Source organism: Thalassolituus sp. UBA2590 (assembly GCF_002339775.1).
GTDB lineage: Bacteria > Pseudomonadota > Gammaproteobacteria > Pseudomonadales > Oceanobacteraceae > Thalassolituus.
The window spans coordinates 1-17,858 of sequence record NZ_DDKU01000062.1; the positions used below are offsets into that span (position 1 = coordinate 1).

19 protein-coding genes and 1 pseudogene are annotated in these 17,858 nt (G+C 50.2%); 7 read left to right on the forward strand and 13 right to left on the reverse strand.

Annotated features, from left to right (window positions below; all coding sequences use genetic code 11):
- A pseudogene (locus tag B2067_RS05460) lies at positions 1-756 on the forward strand (hypothetical protein); the annotation flags it as partial.
- A gap of 17 nt (positions 757-773) precedes the next feature.
- On the opposite strand, the gene B2067_RS05465 reads toward B2067_RS05460, so the two are convergent.
- Positions 774-1,211 (reverse strand): CBS domain-containing protein, encoded by a 438-nt coding sequence (locus tag B2067_RS05465; RefSeq protein ID WP_068441538.1) that lies wholly within the window; start codon positions 1,209-1,211, stop codon positions 774-776.
- A gap of 197 nt (positions 1,212-1,408) precedes the next feature.
- On the opposite strand from B2067_RS05465, the gene B2067_RS05470 reads away from it, so the two are divergent.
- The gene (locus B2067_RS05470; protein WP_301387718.1) at positions 1,409-2,437 is read left to right on the forward strand and encodes a metallophosphoesterase; all 1,029 of its coding nucleotides are present in this window, start codon (positions 1,409-1,411) and stop codon (positions 2,435-2,437) included.
- A 78-nt stretch (positions 2,438-2,515) separates the two neighbouring features.
- On the opposite strand, the gene B2067_RS05475 is transcribed toward B2067_RS05470, so the two are convergent.
- The 6 genes from B2067_RS05475 to B2067_RS05500 form a co-directional block, all read right to left on the reverse strand.
- Complete coding sequence (locus B2067_RS05475) at positions 2,516-3,247, reverse strand: hypothetical protein (protein ID WP_301387719.1); 732 nt, start codon at positions 3,245-3,247, stop codon at positions 2,516-2,518.
- Positions 3,248-3,249: 2 nt separating this feature from the next.
- Positions 3,250-4,536: an ammonium transporter gene (locus B2067_RS05480; protein WP_301387720.1), complete on the reverse strand. Its 1,287-nt coding sequence runs from the start codon at positions 4,534-4,536 to the stop codon at positions 3,250-3,252.
- A gap of 254 nt (positions 4,537-4,790) precedes the next feature.
- Positions 4,791-5,990 (reverse strand): ABC transporter permease, encoded by a 1,200-nt coding sequence (locus tag B2067_RS05485; RefSeq protein ID WP_301387721.1) that lies wholly within the window; start codon positions 5,988-5,990, stop codon positions 4,791-4,793.
- A 32-nt stretch (positions 5,991-6,022) separates the two neighbouring features.
- On the reverse strand, positions 6,023-7,240 hold the full coding sequence (locus tag B2067_RS05490; protein ID WP_301387722.1) for an ABC transporter permease: 1,218 nt from the start codon (positions 7,238-7,240) through the stop codon (positions 6,023-6,025).
- A complete protein-coding gene (locus B2067_RS05495) occupies positions 7,237-7,965 on the reverse strand; it encodes an ABC transporter ATP-binding protein (protein WP_301387724.1) in 729 nt (242 codons plus the stop codon). Before B2067_RS05495 ends, B2067_RS05490 begins: the two co-directional genes overlap by 4 nt.
- Positions 7,958-9,109, reverse strand: a complete 1,152-nt coding sequence (locus B2067_RS05500; protein ID WP_301387725.1) for an efflux RND transporter periplasmic adaptor subunit — start codon at positions 9,107-9,109, stop codon at positions 7,958-7,960. Before B2067_RS05500 ends, B2067_RS05495 begins: the two co-directional genes overlap by 8 nt.
- A gap of 365 nt (positions 9,110-9,474) precedes the next feature.
- Between B2067_RS05500 and B2067_RS05505 the strand changes: the two genes are divergently transcribed.
- From B2067_RS05505 to B2067_RS05515, 3 genes are all read left to right on the forward strand, one after another.
- Positions 9,475-10,635, forward strand: coding sequence for a hypothetical protein (locus B2067_RS05505; protein WP_301387726.1), 1,161 nt, complete (start codon positions 9,475-9,477; stop codon positions 10,633-10,635).
- A 52-nt stretch (positions 10,636-10,687) separates the two neighbouring features.
- Positions 10,688-11,104 carry a hypothetical protein gene (locus B2067_RS05510; protein ID WP_301387727.1) on the forward strand — a complete coding sequence of 139 codons (417 nt, stop codon included), beginning with the start codon at positions 10,688-10,690 and terminating at the stop codon, positions 11,102-11,104.
- Between the two features lie 125 nt (positions 11,105-11,229).
- Positions 11,230-11,838 (forward strand): hypothetical protein, encoded by a 609-nt coding sequence (locus tag B2067_RS05515; RefSeq protein ID WP_301387728.1) that lies wholly within the window; start codon positions 11,230-11,232, stop codon positions 11,836-11,838.
- A gap of 167 nt (positions 11,839-12,005) precedes the next feature.
- On the opposite strand, the gene B2067_RS05520 is transcribed toward B2067_RS05515, so the two are convergent.
- On the reverse strand, positions 12,006-13,013 hold the full coding sequence (locus B2067_RS05520; protein ID WP_068441559.1) for a transposase: 1,008 nt from the start codon (positions 13,011-13,013) through the stop codon (positions 12,006-12,008).
- 71 nt (positions 13,014-13,084) lie between these two features.
- The gene (locus B2067_RS05525; protein ID WP_349676787.1) at positions 13,085-13,303 is read right to left on the reverse strand and encodes a DUF2058 family protein; all 219 of its coding nucleotides are present in this window, start codon (positions 13,301-13,303) and stop codon (positions 13,085-13,087) included.
- 165 nt (positions 13,304-13,468) lie between these two features.
- Between B2067_RS05525 and B2067_RS05530 the strand changes: the two genes are divergently transcribed.
- Positions 13,469-13,732, forward strand: a complete 264-nt coding sequence (locus B2067_RS05530; RefSeq protein ID WP_301387730.1) for a VF530 family protein — start codon at positions 13,469-13,471, stop codon at positions 13,730-13,732.
- A gap of 116 nt (positions 13,733-13,848) precedes the next feature.
- On the forward strand, positions 13,849-14,046 hold the full coding sequence (locus tag B2067_RS05535) for a hypothetical protein (RefSeq protein WP_301387732.1): 198 nt from the start codon (positions 13,849-13,851) through the stop codon (positions 14,044-14,046).
- A 69-nt stretch (positions 14,047-14,115) separates the two neighbouring features.
- Here the strand turns inward: B2067_RS05535 and B2067_RS05540 are convergent, their stop codons facing one another.
- The 4 genes from B2067_RS05540 to B2067_RS05555 all read right to left on the reverse strand — a co-directional run.
- Positions 14,116-14,658: a DUF2058 domain-containing protein gene (locus tag B2067_RS05540; RefSeq protein ID WP_301387734.1), complete on the reverse strand. Its 543-nt coding sequence runs from the start codon at positions 14,656-14,658 to the stop codon at positions 14,116-14,118.
- Positions 14,659-14,675: 17 nt separating this feature from the next.
- The gene (locus tag B2067_RS05545; RefSeq protein ID WP_301387735.1) at positions 14,676-15,752 is read right to left on the reverse strand and encodes a 5-(carboxyamino)imidazole ribonucleotide synthase; all 1,077 of its coding nucleotides are present in this window, start codon (positions 15,750-15,752) and stop codon (positions 14,676-14,678) included.
- 19 nt (positions 15,753-15,771) lie between these two features.
- Positions 15,772-16,266 carry a 5-(carboxyamino)imidazole ribonucleotide mutase gene (purE, locus tag B2067_RS05550; protein WP_068437450.1) on the reverse strand — a complete coding sequence of 165 codons (495 nt, stop codon included), beginning with the start codon at positions 16,264-16,266 and terminating at the stop codon, positions 15,772-15,774.
- Between the two features lie 160 nt (positions 16,267-16,426).
- Positions 16,427-17,858 (reverse strand): long-chain-acyl-CoA synthetase (locus B2067_RS05555; RefSeq protein WP_301387736.1); only part of this gene is annotated, 1,432 nt, incomplete at its 5' end.

The window sequence follows — 17,858 nt, forward strand, 5'->3', positions numbered from 1 at the left end:
GGTGACGATTGCCCCGACAATAAGGCCGTATTCCAGACATTAGCCCTGAATACAGAGGTGATAGGGCCAACGGTCGATCCAGAAACCGGTCAGCAAGCCGTAAAAGTACACCTGTATCCCATGCTTCTGGCGACCACACCTACCAGTGTTTTTCTCCCAGTGCTGGGCGAGCAGACCACCGGCACACAAATCCTCCGTATGCGCTACACCACACCGACCGAAGACAACCCAATGGGGTTGGTGCCCGGTATGATTGTTACTGGCGATAACGGTCAGCCAATCTTCAAAACAGAGGTTACTCTGGCGCTGGATTCTCCTAACCTGGCGTTACCTGACGGTGGTGAAATACTCAGCCACAATCTTTACAACTATCCGCTGCCTTTGACGCTGGTGGGAGATATCACATTCTTTGATGATGGCCGGATGCAGATTGAACAGCGCAATCAGAACGTGCCACCAATTAACGTACTCGTGAACATTGATCTGGAGTCGGCACTTGGAGAAGTCGGTTCAACCGTGGGTGACCTGGTAAACGCGATCACTATCTTTACCGGAGATCTCACTGAGTCACTTGACCCTGTCACCTGTGGCGCAACCGATGTTCCTCTGCTGGGCATCCTTGCAGACGTTCTCTGCACAGAGAATGAGTCAGACGAAGTTGCTTCTCTCCTTATCCCTCTGGAAATACAGGAAGAAGATCTTTATCTGAACTTTATCTCACTGCCAATTAAAGAAGCGCCGGAGGTCAGACGGTAACGTCTGCGCCGGTTAATCTAATCCCTTTGTTCGGGGGCTGCGGGTTTGTTATACCGAGCCTCAAGCCCCCGAAATACATCCCGCCAGGTCAGAATACCTGCAATCTTATCTTCATCGTTGAGTATCGGCAGACAGGTGACGCCGTGTTGGTATATCAGCGATACAGCCTCACGGATATTACTGCCTGCTTTGATGGTAACCGGGTTCCGACTCATAATCTGATGAGCCTTCTTGTTAATCGTTGCAGTATCGTGCGTGGTTTCTGCCGGTGTGCCAATGTATGGGCTCACCGCTTTAAAAAAGTCGCGATCGGTAATAACCCCACGTAATCGGCCATTCTCAGCCACCAGAACGTGATGGAAGCGCGTATTAATGAATATTTCCTGCAGCTTTGTCAGCTTGTCATCCAAATGTACGGTCACGACTCGGGTGGTCATCAAAGAATCCACAATCATCAGAACCTCCTGCTTCTTATACCTCTATCTGATGAGTTTAGCACCTCTCAATGAAGTGAACTGGTTCTTCTGATGCTTTCGTTTGGCGCGCAGAGTCGCGGCATCGGGTACAAAGCTTATGTAGGATGTTTCACAAATCTGAAGCACTGGGGGGGTACTCTCAGTGGTTTTACTGCTGTGATGTCTGGAGACAGAAGATGAAAAAGCTCGCATTGGTGGCGCTGGCCGTACATTTACCCGCTTATGGCATGTCCTGGTTTCCTGAGGAACCAGAAGAGCCGGTCGTTGAGGTGCCAGACGGCGCAGTTTCTTTTATCGCCATCGGTGACACCGGTACGGGCGAAGAAAAGCAGTATAAGGTTGCGGCAGCCATGAAGGCAGTCTGTGATGAACTCGGCTGCGATTTTGCCCTGGGGTTGGGTGACAATATCTATGAAACTGGCGTTGATTCGGTCGACGATGTTCAGTTTATCGATAAATTCGAAAAGCCGTATGCAGACGTTGATTTCCCGTTCTATATGACGCTTGGTAACCACGATAACGGCTGGTTGAGTGGCGATGGCCTGGATAACGACAAGGGCGAGTTTCAGGTGGATTATCACTATGCGGAAGACCGCATGAGTGAAAAGTGGAATATGCCAGCACGGTACTATTCGTTTACTGCACCGCTTGAATCAGAAGCGCCACTGGTGACTTTCTTCTCACTCGATTCTAATCCGCTGGCGGCTGTGTCTGATCCTGATCCTAAATACCGTCAGTTTAAATACTATCGGGTTCAGGAAGAGTGGATCGAAGCTGAAAAAGAATCTGCGACGACACCCTGGAAAATTGCGTTTTCCCATCACCCATATATTTCAAATGGCCGTCACGGCAACGCTGGCTGGTACGATGGTGTTCCTGCTTTCGGATACGCTTTTTATGATTTCGTAGGCGACAATTTATGCGGCGATTTTGACCTGATGATTTCTGGCCATGATCATGATCTTCAGATTCTGCCACCCGTAGAACGTTGCGATGGTATGACTCAGATAGTGTCAGGTGCAGGCGCAAAACAACGTCCACTTGACGATGTTAATCGTAACCCAGCTGAGTTTCAGCAGGGTGATGTTCTGGGTTTTATGCATTTATACATTGAAGGAAATGAACTGATAGTCCGCGTGTATACAGTTGATGAAGTGACTGGAGAACACACGCTGGCGCACAGCTATCAACTGATGCGAGATTGATTTACTCACTTGCTGATACATGTAAAAAGCCACTGGCAGCCTGTCAGTGGCTTTTAATTTTTAATCATGCTGCAAACGTTACCGCCCCAGAAGTTGGTTCAGACAGTTCGCATAGGGCTCAGTGCCTCGATACTTCTCACCGACCTCGCGTACCGCTTTACTAAGCAGCAAGTCGGCATCTACCGGGCCGATTGCCTCGCAGCAGCCGATGTAGGTGAAGTTAATCAGCTTACGTGCATCCCTGATTTCGAGTGGGGTATGAACGGCTGAGACCGAAATATCCGGTTGTTCAAACATAGCCACAGCTGCTGGCTGCAATTTCTTCTTCTGAGCAGCGCTGAGCACATACGATTTAATGGTGCGTATCTGATCTGAGCGCAAGCGGCTAAACAGCATATTAACTACTTCGGCGACCAGACTGTTCTGCGGTGCCGTATCTGAGTTCTTCTGGAATTGCGAAGGCCTGGAGGCAGTTTGCTGAGGCCGACGGGTCTCTTCTTTGATCACCGGCTCAGAAGGCGTAAACGAAGTTTCTGCATCGTCTGCTGAATTCATCCAGTTGATGGGGTCAGGCTTCAGATCAGATTCGTTAGCAGCCATGACCATGCGCACCAGACGACTGAGAATCTCAAGGCGATTCTGCTGAATACCAGGCACATCCCGGCACGCGCCCAGGAACTGATTCAGTTCATAACGCGAGCGTTCAGAAAATTCCGCTTGCCATAGGATCATAACCTGGCGAAGTTCTTCGCCAGCAATATAGTCCGACAAAATCGTAAACACGATGCGACGTTTAATATCAGGGCTCATGCTTATGGCTCCTGACGGAATGTGATGTTTTGCTGGAACTCTGGATAACCGACTTCATTGTGCTCGGTACAATCGAGGCCCATCTGCTCGTGTTCCTTCGAAGAACGTAGGCCGATCATAAAGCGAATCAGCGTGAACACCAGCAGCGACAGCGGGAAGGCCCAGAGGAAGGCAGTGATGACACCAATGGCCTGAGTCGCAACACGCTGAGTATCGAACATGTCGCCAGCGAAAAAGAGCCCCGCGGCAATCGTGCCCCAGGCACCGGCGAAACCATGCACGGGAATTGCTGAAACAACATCGTCGAGTTTCCAACGAAGCATCAGGTCCTGACCCAGAGTTGCAATCACACCACTGACAGCGCCTGTGACGATGGCGAATGGCGGTTCCATCGTTGCGCAACCCGCGGTGATCCCGACCAGTCCTGCGAGGCTACCATTAACTGTGGTCGTTAAAAGAATCGGACGCTGCAACAGAGCAGATAATAGAATCGCACCGCCGGCTCCCGCCGCGGCGGAAAGGTGAGTGTTAAGAATAATACCGCCAATATTTTCTGACGCAGATAATGCACTGCCGCCATTAAAGCCAAACCAGCCGAACCAGAGGATGAAGCCACCCAGTGCAACCAGAGATAAATTGTGGCCCGGAATATTCCGTACTTTGCCCGAATTATCAAAACGACCAGTACGGGCGCCAACCGCAATGACCCCGGCAAGTGCACACCATGCGCCCAAAGAGTGCACAACGGTAGAGCCTGCAAAATCAATAAAGCCCAGCTCAGCCAACCAGCCCTGACCGCCGTAACTACCGCCCCAGACCCAGCTTCCGAACACAGGATAAATAAAGGTGACGATGGCCGCCGCAGATAATAAATAGGCGGTATAGCGAGTGCGTTCGGCCATGGCACCACTGCAGATAGTGACAGCGGTCGCAGCGAACATGGTCTGGAATAACAAGAAAGTAAAGTCCCAGTTACTGCCTTCAGATAAGCCGAATGCCGTGGTGCCAAAGAAGCCCGTTGGGTTGTTGCCAAACATAATACCGAAGCCAATGGCCCAGAATAATAGACTACCGATACAGACATCGATGTAGTTTTTCATCATCACGTTAATGGCATTTTTTGCGCGAGACATGCCACTTTCAAGCAAGGCAAAACCGGCCTGCATAAAAAAGACAAGTGTGGCAGAAAACAGAATCCAGACGATATCCATGCTGGTTGTTCCGGTATCGGCGTGAGCGATTCCGGGGATCAGAGTAAGCGACAGGAGTATCGCTGGGGGAATGTACATATAGCTAAGCCTATGTTTCTTATAAAGTTTCTCCTGCTTGATTGGCAAGTGTCATGCCATCTATTTATAACTTTGTAATTAAGGGCGGGTTATCTGTCGCGATGCAGCTGCGGCGGGCCTTGAACAGCTTGTGAAAAATATACCGGAATGAATAAAAACAACTGGGCTAACCATGATGGTGCGAGTGTGGTCGGTTTTGGGGCGCACTGTCGCACCAAAGAAAAGCGTGATGACTGGGTTTAGGGCAAGGAAAGTTACTCCCCCCGTAAAGCCTCAATAGGGCTCAGCCGTGATGATTTATAGGCGGGCCAAATGCCGGAAATAAGGCCAGTGATCGTCGCTACTGCAATGGCCAGTCCCAGTGTTGAAAACTGAATCTGAACCGGAAAGGCCGGGGCCAATAGGCTTAACAGGGCAACGACAACGGCTGTGATAACGATACCGATAAAAGCACCGAATAATGAGAGCATGACGGCCTCGCCCAAAAAGAGACTGAGCAGCTGCCGTCGCGGACAACCAATGGCTCGCAGTAACCCGATCTCTGCGGTGCGCTCGGTCAGGTTGGTCGTCATGATGGTGAAGATACCCACGCCGCCGACTAATAAAGAAATCCCACCCAAAGCCGCGACGCCTATGGTCAGGATGCCGAGAATGCGGTTCATGCTACTGAGCATTTCATCCTGGCTGGTCAGGGTGAAGTCTTCCTGGCCGTGGCGTTTCATCATCACCGCTTTTATGCGCTCAAGCATCTGGCTGGATGTTGTGCCCTCAGAGAACACGACATCCACTTCCATTAATCCTTCCCGATTAAAAAGCGTAAGAGCACGATCCGCAGGAATATACGCCATATCATCAAGATCAAACCCCAGTGTTGAGCCTTTGGGTTGCATCACACCAATGACCCGATAACGCTGGCCACCAATGCGGATAAACTTTCCAAGCGGGTTTTCGCTACGAAACAGCTCTCGGTATAAGGTGTCGCCTATCACTGCAACGGCAGGGCTATTGCCGCCGGTGTCGGGCAGAAACTTTCCCATCGCCAGAGGGAAGTCCCAGGCCTGATTAAAATCAGAGGTCGTACCGAGAATCTCTGTACTGCGAACGCGCTCGCCGTAGCGTATAGGCCCCGAGCCCTGAACATTTGATACCACCCATTCGCTGCCGGTAATTCTCGCTAAGGCTTCGGCGTCATCGAGGGTCAGTAATCGCACTGAGCTGATTAACCCTCCGGCCATACCGGCGGTTTCGCTGTGGCCCGGCGTTATTGCAATAATACGAGTGCCAAATTGTGAGAAGCTATCCAGAACATATTGGCGAACGCCGTGCCCGAGTGTGGTTAACAGCGTGACTGCGGCAATACCAATGGCGATGCCGAGCGCAGTTAATACGCTTTTGCCCGGCTGGCTGGTGACAGGTGAGGTAGCAAGGCGAAGCCAGTCGTCAGGTCTGATCATTTATATTTCCCTCGCAGCAAGGTCTACCACAGTTATTTCCCTGCCTGAGCTTGCAGTGCCAACACGGGTGGTAGCTTTGCGGCTTTCTGCGCCGGTATCCAGGAGAAGAGAATACCCGCAATGGCAGACACACCAATCGCCGATACGCTGGCCCATAAAGGGGTTGCGAAGGGCACTTCGGGAAATTTAAATCTGAGACCCCAAAGAATAAACTCTGCGATCAACATGCCGAGTACAGCGCCACTGGTGGCGAGTAACGTGGCTTCGGTAATAAACAATAAGCGGACTTCTTTTGATGAAGCCCCGAGTGCTTTTAATAACCCAATTTCAGCCCGGCGCTGAGCAACGCCGATGAGAGTCATATTCATAATTAAAACCCCGGCAACTAGCAGGCTGATGGCCGCAATACCGGCGACTGCAAAGGTCATGATTAACAGTACATTATTGAAGGCACTGAGCAGGCTGTCGGGCGTAACAATCGTAATATCCAGCTGGCCGTCGTGGCGTAGCTTCATTTGCTGCTCAACGGCTGTGGTCATGGCTGGCACAGCATCAATGTTCTCAATCTGAATCATTACCCTGAACAGACCTTCGGTATTAAAGATCTGCATAGCGTTATCTACGGGCAAGATCAGAGTATTGCTCATATCGAACCCGAAACCCGTTCCTGAGTCAGTGAGTACGCCCGTCACGCGGCAGCGATAATCCGCGACATTTATCCATTGCCCCAGCGCGCGTTTCGGGCCGAATAACTCATCCCGCAGTGTTGCCCCTAAAATACATTCCGAGCGGCTACGGCTACCTTCGCGAGTGGTAAACGCCTGCCCCTGGTTGAACGCGAGATCCCGAATACTGAAGAAATCCTGAGTTGTCCCGAGAACTAAACTATCGCGGCTCAACCCTGAAATGCTCAAGCGGCTGGTGCCCACAACGATCGGTGCAATACGCTCGACACCGGAAATTCGCATGAGGCTTTGGGCATCTTCAAGCGTGATATCACGGGTGCCTTCGCCGGTTAATGGCGGTAGGCCGCCGGTGGTTTCTTTTCGGCCGGGCAGCATGACTAACACATCGTTGCCGAGGCTTGCGAACTCGGCCATCACGAACCGTCGTCCGCCTTCGCCAATGCCGGTCAGCAACACCACTGCCAGCACACCAATGGCCATAGCAACTAACTGCATCGTGGTACGAAAACGCGTTCGTGTCAGTGAGCGCAGGGTAAAGGTGAAATGATCCTGCAGGCGGATCATAGGGCGGGCTCTTCTGAGGAGCGAATGGCGAATGTATCGTCGCTGACGATGGCGCCGTCCACCATACGTAAACGTCGCTTAGCGCGCTGGCCGAGTGCCATGTCGTGCGTAACCACCATTAAGGTAACGCCCTGAGCATTTAATTCTTCCAGCAGCTCAACTACGTCGGCGCCCGAATGAGTATCAAGATTACCGGTAGGTTCGTCGGCGAGCAGCAGCGGTGCCTGCATAATAATGGCACGGCCTATGGCCACGCGCTGGCGCTGACCGCCAGACAACTGCTCTGGTTTATGATCGGCGCGCTCCGTTAACCCTAAGCGTTGAATAACAGGTGCTAAGCGTTTACGGCGTTCTGCCGGAGGAATGCCCGCCAGCACCATAGGCAGTTCCATATTTTCTCGGGCACTCAGGCGCGGTACTAAGTGGTAAGACTGAAACACAAAACCAATGTGGTCGCGGCGATAACCCGCGCGCGCTTCCTCGCTCATGGGCACTGTGTCTTCGCCCGCAAGCCAGTACTCGCCCTCATCGGGCACGTCCAACAGGCCCAGCATATTCAGCAGTGTCGACTTGCCCGAACCCGACGGCCCCATCACTGAAATATATTCGCCTTGCGTAATATCCAGATTGATATCATTAAGCGCATGCACTGTCTGATCACCGAGCTGAAAGCGACGATGCACTCCGCGAACTTTAATGGCCCCAGTCTTCATCGCTTCAGTCATGGACAATAGTATCCAGCACACGCACGGTGCGGCCGTCTGTCAGGTCGCTCTGGCCGGGTTCGTTAATGATCAGATCATCTTCACTCACTCCGCCGATGACTTCACTCCAGGTCCAGTTAGTCAGGCCCAGTTCTACCTGCTGCTTAACGGCGTGACCGTCTTTAGTGAGCATCACATGATTCGTATCGATTAACAGCTCGGTAGGAAGCCGCAGGGTGTTGTCAGAGGTTGCTGTAATAACCTCGATATCGGCGCTGTAACCAATCAACAGATGGGTGCCATCAGGGAGTTCGTTGAGGCGCACATCAACATCCACCGTACGGGCCTGTTTCTCTTCATCCTGAATATAAGGCGATATACGCGAGACATGGCCATCAAAGGTGCGGTCGCCGAAGGCATCCAGAGTAACGCGCACTGGCATATCCAGTGCGACCTGAGCCGCATCTACCTCATCAATTGGCGCCTGCACGTAAAAACAATCGGGGTTGATCAGATCAATGGCCGGTGGTGTGGCCACGCCCGGCGGCGACGGTGTCGCGTATTCACCAATCTCGGCGTTCACCTCAGCAATAATGCCAGCGAAGGGGGCGCGTAACTGGGTTTGCGCAAAACGCGCTTTCTGCAGATCCAGACTGGCAGACGCCTGAGTAATCAGGGTTTCTTGCTGTTTGCACGAAAGCTCACTGATGGTGGCGGCGGTTTCGGCGCGGTCTAATTGCTCAGATGATGCCATCTGGCGCTTATGCAGATCATGAATGCGGCGCTCTTCACGCTTATCCGATTGCGCCTGCGTACAAGTAGCCTCGTGCGAAAGCTTAGCAGTATCCAGTTGCGCTTCAGCAGTCGCGAGGGTGGCACGAATGTCCTCGTTCCAGAGCTCCATCAAAGGCGCGCCAGCCCCAACTTTATCGCCCTGAGCAACATAAAGAACACTGACCTGGCCACCAAGAGGTAACGACAAGCGCGAACGCTGGCAAGCCTTAACCGTGCCTGAGCGGGTATTGGCGACACTGGCTTCAACTAAGCCGACAGAGGCCTGCGAGACCGTGACATCAAGCGGGCTCTCAGGCCAGTAGCGCACAGCGGCGACACCAGCGCCAATCAATACGATAGGAATCAAAATTTTAGGAGAGGGGAGACTCATAATGGCCCTCAAGGGTCAGTGACCGTGGATTTCCGTATAAGGCATAACATATAGAGTGGGCGGGGTAAGGGCAATGATGTAGGTCAGGGTATATGAAGTGAATCGGGAACTGATATGGCGTCGCCTCAGGCACTTTGCATATAGCGCTAAGGTCGGTATGCTCGGTGTATTGAGAGAAAGCTTGGCACGCTAGCACAGGCGTGATCGCGAGCTAAATAGCCAAGTGTGCTCGTATGTCAGAAGGGAGATCTAAGTTATGGAAGATACTTCAATCCAGTCAATGAATTACCTGGAAACCTCGAAAGAGTGTCCCAGGATAAATGCGCACGCACACTAACAAGCTGTTAATTTTATCGGAAAATTATATGAAATTACTGCAAGAAAGTATCGAATCTATAGAACGTATTTCTAAAACCGTCGATAGCCTTATCAAAGCTATTGATGGCGTAGACCTAACGGTGCCTGCTGTCGATGCAATAAATAATTATTCAAATAAAAAATTAGCTATAGAAAGAGCTCTAGAAGGCGGTGAAGAAAATAGAATACTGGAAGAGATAAAACACTGCGCCATGTTCTCCTCTCAATTAGCGCAAATAATCCAAAATCTTGGCCTGAGTGATTTAGAGAAAAGTCATGATCTTCAGAAAATTATTAAAGATGGCCGAGAACTTAAGGAGAAAATAAAAAACAGGCCTGCAAAATTAAACCTATCCGAAATTAAATCCCAATCTCCAGAGGGTAAATCAAGGTTTTTGTACAGCGTGAATGTTAACGATATCGAGAAACGGGTAGAAGCTCTTTCCATGGAAATGGAGCGAGCAGATGAGAGATTCAGGAAAGACTCTAATGAGACCATTGATAGAATCAATGTTACTAGTGAAAAGTCGAAGCTTCTTGAGAAAGAAGTAGAAGAAAATATTAAAAAAGCTAAAGAGTATTACAAGACGGCTGCTTCTGAGGTAAACACACAAAGAGCAAAATTAAATGAGCTCATTGGAGAAGTATCCGGCGATAAGGTTGCCAAAAGTTATGAAGAAAGTAGCAAAATAGAAAAGCGCGCCGCTGATGTGCTTAGAATATTTTCTATCGTGTTTATGCTGTCGATAGCTGTAATAGTAATTTTCACTTCTTGGGAGACAACTACTGAAAACTTTAAGTGGGAAAATTCTGCTTTTCGTATTGTAATTGCATTTTTCTTAACTATTCCCTCAGCGTATCTAGCTAGGGAGTCAGCTAGGCATCGAGAGCAACAATATAATCACTTGCAAACGTCACTCACGATTAGGGCTATAGATCCTTATATATCCTCTCTCCCTGAAGACATAAAGCACGAAATAAAGAAAGAGATATCAGGGCATATTTTTAGTGATCGCGGTAATAGTAACAATACAGCTGAAGCATTCCCTATAAATAATCAAGAAATAATTATTGAACTGATAAAGAAACTAGACGCTAAACCAAGTTGTGATATAAAACCTAGCAAGTCAAGTAACGCGGTCGGCGATAAAGCTGCCGCCGGTTCTTGAGGCGTTACACAAGAAATTGAATTGGTCATCGCTATTAAAGAGGGAGTAATAGATGTCTATGAGTTTGTTTGTGGTATTGGCACTTAGTGTTGATCCAAGTACTGAAGAATTAAACGAGTATTCGAAAATAAATGGACATAATATCGAGTACACACATGAGACAAGGTTATCAGAAATCTCAGGATTTTTTCCGGCAAAGTTGAACAATCAAGACGCAGGAGTAGAAGTTTATTCTTTTCCTGCTTCAGAGCTCCCGTCAATCCTTAAACCACTTGTTGATGAAGATTACAATGATGGAATTGTTTTTCAACTTCGTTTTGGTGGCAATCTAATAGAAGCGAAAACTGCATTCACTACAGCCATAGTACTTAACAGTAAATATGGCGGTATTTCCGTAGAAGACCAGTCGGGTAGCGTAATGACGATTGAACAACTCATACAGGCTATATCGCACATGGATGCAATGTGATGCCTGCGTGTAAGAAAATGGAGAAGATGGAATCTACGCTCCGTAGCCCAAAATTTTCTTGTATTTCATCGCAGGATGCCTGGGTTTACACCATTCCAGTCCTCTGGCCAAGGTGCTAAGGCTCTATGAATATTGAAGACTTCGAAAATTTTGAAGAATATCTTGCAAAAGGGTTAAAGGAAGAAGCTTCAAGATCGGTTAGAGAATTTGTATCTTCGCTTAATAACGAAGAGGCCGAGGAATGGGTGTGGGAATACCTTCCCAAACTGAATAAGAATCGTCAGTCCAGAATTCGGCATGAATTATTTCATGAAGTAATTTTTCCTGTTCTAAAATCCGGATACGAGAAAGAAGACTTTAGAAGTACGCTCTGGCTCGGTAAGCTCTCTCAAAACCTATATCAGGACAAAAGTCTTCATGAAAAAGTCGATTGGGTCTCTGAGTTAGGATTTTATAATAAGGCTTACCAAATAGAACCTAATGATGAAGTAAGGTTGCTACTTCTGGGTTCGATAGTATCTTGGCTGCGCTACACTGAACATGAATGGCCGTCTGGCATTCTATATAACAATAATGGCGCTACTCTAGAACAATGTCAGGAAATTTCGAAGGAAGTTCAGCGGGTTCTTTCAATGGATAAGGAGTGTAAATATAGTGATTTTATCAATCAATACAGCAAGAAGCTTTGCCAATACCGCGCAAGACTTCAAAGACTACGTGGACGGTCATCGTAAGAGAGAAAGCGCTTGTTGCTTGCTCTAATTTTTCCCGGTTAATCAAATAGGGTTGTTAGGCTGTCAAAAACAAAGATTTCATGGCTATTTAAGTGAAAAAGGCTAGATTTCAGGTGAGGCAAATTCTCAGAGTGTTCTGATTGGGAGTTACGGTAGGTAGGAGCCTTCTAAGAGAGGCGTAACTTACATGCAGCGATGCCAGCGGCTCGCCTTCGTTCTCGTTGGCCGTCCCAGAATTTGGTGATTTTTGATTTCACCTCGTGGGCTGCGCCGACAATGCCTTTAAATTCTGACTCGAAGTTTTGAGTGATGTAGAGCCAGTGTTCGGCGTCGATTCCTAAGCGATCCATGATGGCAGGTTCTGCCTCTGAGATTGATCCTCGCTTGTTTTCGCGGATCTGCCGACCTGTCCAGTCAACAAGATCTAAGTAGTCTGTTAGCCTCATCTGAATGCCTTCGGGCATGTCCTTGCGTGGGTTACCCGAGAAGGGCTGTAAGCCATAGGCTTGCTGTTGCGGGTGATTCGGTGAGTGAGCTTCTTTGGCTTTTTCAGCGCGTTTTTTTACGGACGTATGAGCTGATTCTTCCGGGGTTTTGGTCATGGCGGCTCGTAGTGGGTTTAAATCAACATACGCCATGCAGGCAGCAAGGGCTTTTTCATCGAGAAGAGCTTGAGACTTGAATCTACCTTCCCAGAAATGGCCGGTACATTGGTCTTCTTCATTTGCTAAACGAGCGACGGTCTCGTTCAGGCGTCGCATAAACCAGCTGATACTCATCAGGCGTTCTCGCCACTCATCAATACGCTCATCGAGCATGGCTTGCTGTGATTCAGACAGCTCCTCACCGCGTTCGAATTTCTGAGAAAGTAAGACCCCTTGATAGAGCTGATGCCAGCGTTGAACTACCTCCAGATCCGTTAGTCCGCGTGCACGTTGCTGACTGACATGCAGTACGACATGAAAGTGGTTGGACATAACGGCATAAGCGGCAATATCTATACAGAAGACCTGAGCCTGATCGAGAATCAACTTCTCAATCCATCCCCGGCGATGCTCAAACGAACGACCTTCAGAGTCTGTGCCACACAAGAAGGCACGGCGCACACAGCGAGAAACGCAGTGATAGTAGGGGGTTGCTTCGAGGGATACGAGTTGCTTCCTTGGCTTTGGCATACATCCTCCTGATGTTGGCTGACAGAATTACCTTACACGAGTTGACCTGAAAGGAAAATCAGGCATTCTTCTTAGGATGACTGTCCTTTGAAATTTAGCTGGCCATTAGTCTGATCAGCAATAACGATAAAGTGCAATTCGTCGCGGGCGCGGATTTTATCCGCCAGCGGTACTGAAATCACGGCGTAGCTGTTGCGGTGCGTGATGATCGTCAGCTGGCCTTTTGTCAGGCGGTCGAAGACGGCCTGGTCTACGTGGATGCCTTTGATTGTTAGGATGACTGTCCACAGATAATGCTATCAACGTTTTGGTTTCAAACCTGAAGAGGGTCTGGTACTTCCTGATGTACCTGCGGAGTACTTTCAAGCTCTTTTATTGCAGGGAAGCATCCCGCAAGGCATTGTCGTTTATCATGATTCCTTCTCTGCAACGAGTTAACAGGCCAGGCCATCTTTATGAAAGAACATAACAAGAATGATCCTCTTCACGGAGTGACTCTCGAATCTATACTCAACCAGCTGGTTGGTCACTACGGTTGGGAAGGTCTGGCTAGCCGGATAAACATCAACTGCTTCAAGTCAGACCCTTCGGTTAAATCGTCGCTGAAGTTTCTACGGCGTACGCCTTGGGCGCGAACCAAGGTAGAGGAGCTTTTTGTCGGGACTTTCCATTCAGCCAGTAAGCATTCAGCCAGTAAGCCAAACCCCTGGGGTAAATAAGTTCGCTGATTCAAAAAAGGAATTTGCCAATGGACCTGTTCAGGATACTTCTCTCAATATCTGTTTTTTGTATAAGCGCGTATCTCGCGGTTGATTTGTTCGTGTATGGTTTCAGCTTGCCGGTGCTACTTTTCTGTATCGGCGGTTTTGTTCTGGTGCATTTTCTACTTCCTAAGAAGTCGTCGGTTGATGATGGCTTTTATGAAATTGTCGACCTCGTGCTCGATTTACCTTATCGCACAATAGCGACCATCATTCGTAATATAGGGAGGTTGTTCCGCGATGGAGATGGTGGGGTCGATCTGGATATCTGATGGTATTTTCTGAATTTTTTATGGCAGACACAAAAAAAGCCCGCTTATTAAGCGGGCTTTTCGTATCCATCACCACATCAGATCATCTGGGATCTGATACGCTGCATACGGATCGTCTTCATCCATCTGACCGTCGGTCTGTTCGGCGATCACGACAAAGTGACCGTCGTCGCGCTCACGGATCTTCTCAGCTACTTGTAGTGGAATGACCGCGTAGCTGTTGCGATGGGCGATGATCGCCAGTTGGCCTTTTGACAGGCGATCCCATACAGCCTGATCAACGTAGAGGCTTTTTACTTTCTTGCCATCAACAAACTGATACTTGATGTCGCCTTGTGCAGCGCTGATCAGGTTGTTGTCGACGAGTTGCTGAACCTGCGCCTTGATGGCTTTTTTCTGGGCTTCTTCGTCGCGCTGTTTGTTCAGTTCTTTGTCGCGGGCGGCTTTTTCTTTACGCGCCTGCTCCGCTTTTTCGCGGGACTCGTCGGCGTTGTTTTCCTGCCCGGTGCGCTTCAGGTGTTCCTGGCGCTTTTTCTCTTTTTCGTTTTTCTTCTGCTTTTTGTTGTCGGTTAAACCGAGGCCCAGCAGTTGATCCTGGAGTGATTTTCCCATAATCCGGTCAGCTCCACTTAGTGGTTCGGTGGCCAGATGCCTTCGGGCATCAGGGCGTTCAGTTCTGTAATGGTGGCGTCGCGTTCTGCATCGGTGTTGCCTGTCACGGTTACGTGGCCGAGCTTACGGGCAGGGCGAGCTTCTTTACCGTAGGAATGACGGTAGGCGTTGTCGATGCTCTCGGCTTTTTCTGCCGGAGTTTCTTCGCCGATCACGTTGAGCATAGCGACGGAGGAAAACTTAGGCTCGGTCGCGCCGAGGCTTTTGCCTGTGATGGCCAGCATGTGGTTACGGAACTGAGAGGCTTCGGTGCCTTCAATCGACCAGTGGCCAGAGTTGTGTACGCGTGGCGCTACTTCGTTGCCAACAAGGCCGTCTTCGGTATCGAACAGCTCAAGGGTAATGGTGCCGACGTAGTCGAGGCTTTCTGCTAGCTGACGGATATAGCGTTCAGCCTGTTCAGCTTTCTCTTGTGAGAGTGCCGGTGCAGGGTAGAGGCTGTAACGCAGGATGCCTTCGTGGTGTACGTTTTCGGTCATTGGGAATACGACGATATTGCCGTCGCGGTCGCGGCTGGCAATAACTGAGGTTTCGCGCTCGAAAGGTACAAAGGCTTCAGCGATGAGTTCGCGATTGCCGATGGAGTTCCAGGCCGGTGCTGCGTCGTCTGGCGTACGCAGTACGAACTGGCCTTTGCCATCGTAACCTTCGGTCGTGGTTTTCATCACGATCGGCAGGCCGAGTTCTTGTACCGCTGTATGAACGTCTTCGAGTGAGTTCACGGCACGGAATTCTGCGGTGGCGATGCCTGCATTACGCAGTGCATTTTTCTCCAGCAGACGATTCTGGAAGGTTTTCAGGGCGTTCAGGCCTGGGTAGAGCTTGTCGGCGTGTGGCTCAAGTAAGGTCACGATGTGCGCCGGGATGTTTTCTGTCTCGTACGAGAGGATGTCGACCGAGGCAATAAATGCTTCCAGCGCTTCGTCGGTGTGCGCGCGCAGGTCGTACAGTGAAACCTCAATATCCTTAAGATCAGTGATACTGGTTTCTAACATCTGGCCAAGCTGGCCGTTACCTAAAATACCTACTTTCATCGGGATGTCCGTGCTGCGGTTATTCAATAATTCGTGGATCTGGCTGCGACAATACGGTGTTCTTCTGAGTTTCGCGGAACTCGTCAACACGCTTCATCAGGTCAGCGTCTGAGGTGGCCAGAATCTGTGCGGCCAGCAGACCTGCGTTTTTCGCGCCTGCATCACCGATGGCCAGTGTACCAACGGCTACGCCGCCTGGCATCTGAGCGATGGAGAGCAGTGAGTCAATGCCGTTCAGGGCGCGGGATTTTACCGGTACACCCAATACTGGCAGTGAGGTCTGGGATGCTGCCATGCCCGGCAGGTGCGCTGCGCCGCCTGCGCCCGCGATGATGACCTTGAGGCCACGCTCGTGTGCAGTTTTTGCGTAGTCAAACAGCAGGTCGGGGGTGCGGTGCGCCGAAACGACTTTGACTTCGTAGTCTACGCCCAGCAGGTCCAACATATCGGCTGCGTGCTTCATGGTGGGCCAGTCGCTCTTGGAGCCCATGATAATTCCGACAGGTACTGTCATGTCTTGTGTCCTCATGTTTGCGGCGTAACTTCGCGCAAGCGTGCAAAGAAAGCGGCGAATTCTACCACAAGGGGGCGGGGATAGGGGAAAGGTTCAGGCGCTAAGAAGGGGATGCCAGTGCAGAATGACTGCACTGGCAATGACGATAACCGTCAGATGATCAGAGGCTGAGTTCACCTGCGTCGATTTTCGCTTCGGTATCGCTGGTCAGCTCGGTGTAATCGCTGTCTTTGCCAACGATCACATACACCGGCTCATCACCCACTTTATCGAGGTGGTAGGCTTCTTTCTTGAGCTCCACTTTACGATATTTGAAGGTGCCGGTGACTTCCTGCTGCTCGCGCACGCGGATGAATACCGGAATCTCGTAGGCAGGCATCTTCTCTCGAACGTGCTTAGACAGCGCTGCCCAGTCGAACTCTTCCAGAGGGACAGATGGCGTAATGGTTGCCATGCCCGCACGACCATCGGTATGAGGGATCTGAACACCGTAGACAACGGCGTGTTCAATGCTGTCGAGTTCCATCAGGATGGATTCAACTTCTGTGGTGGCGACGTTCTCGCCTTTCCAGCGGAAGGTATCACCCAGGCGGTCAGCGAAGGATACGTGCTTGTAACCCTGGTTATTCACCAGGTCACCGGTGTTAAACCAGCAGTCGTCTTTCTTGAAGACGTTGCGCAGCAGTTTGCTGTTGGTGGCGTCTTCGTCGGTGTAGCCTTCAAACGGTTGTTTGTCGTTCACCTCGGTAATCAGCAGGCCGCTGTCGCCCGGTTGCACTGGAATCATAAAGCCTTTGTCATCACGCAGTGGTGCGTCTTCTTCGATGTCGTACTTAACGATATTGTACGAAAGAGGGCAGAAGCCTGCCGTTTTATCGAGGTTAAAGGCGTTGGTGAATACTAGGTTGCACTCGGATGCGCCGTAGAATTCATTGATGTGATCAATGTTGAAACGGTTTTTAAACTGCATCCAGATGTCCGGGCGCAGGCCATTACCGACACAGACGCGGATGTTGTGCTGGGAGTCAGACGGCTTGGCCGGCGCATTCAGCAGGTAGCGGCACAGCTCGCCGATGTAGCAGAAGCCCGTCGCGTTGTGGTGACGGATGTCGTCCCAGAAACGTGACACTGAGAACTTACGCGCAATCGCCATACAGGCGCCTGAACCCAGAACTGCAGCCATGGATACAGTCAGTGCGTTGTTGTGGTACAGCGGCAGAGACACATACAGAATGTCTTTGCTGCTCATGTTCATGGACGCCAGACCCATGCCCGCCAGCGACTTGAACCAGCGATAGTGGCTCATCACGGAGGCTTTTGGCAGGCCGGTGGTACCGGAGGTGAAAATGTAATAGCACGGCTGGTGCATTTTCACTTTTTTGGTGGAATCCGGGTTTTTGTCCGACTGGCCTTCGATGGCCGTCAGGATGTTGGTGTAGTGCTCTGGGCATGCAGTTTCGCCGGTGTCGCGCAGATAATGCAGCGACTTCAGCGAAGCGTCATCGAGATCACCTTCGACCGTCTTAACGTTCTCCAGCATCTCTTCGCCAACGATGATTATTTTCGGTTTGACCAGGGTCAGGCTGTGCAGC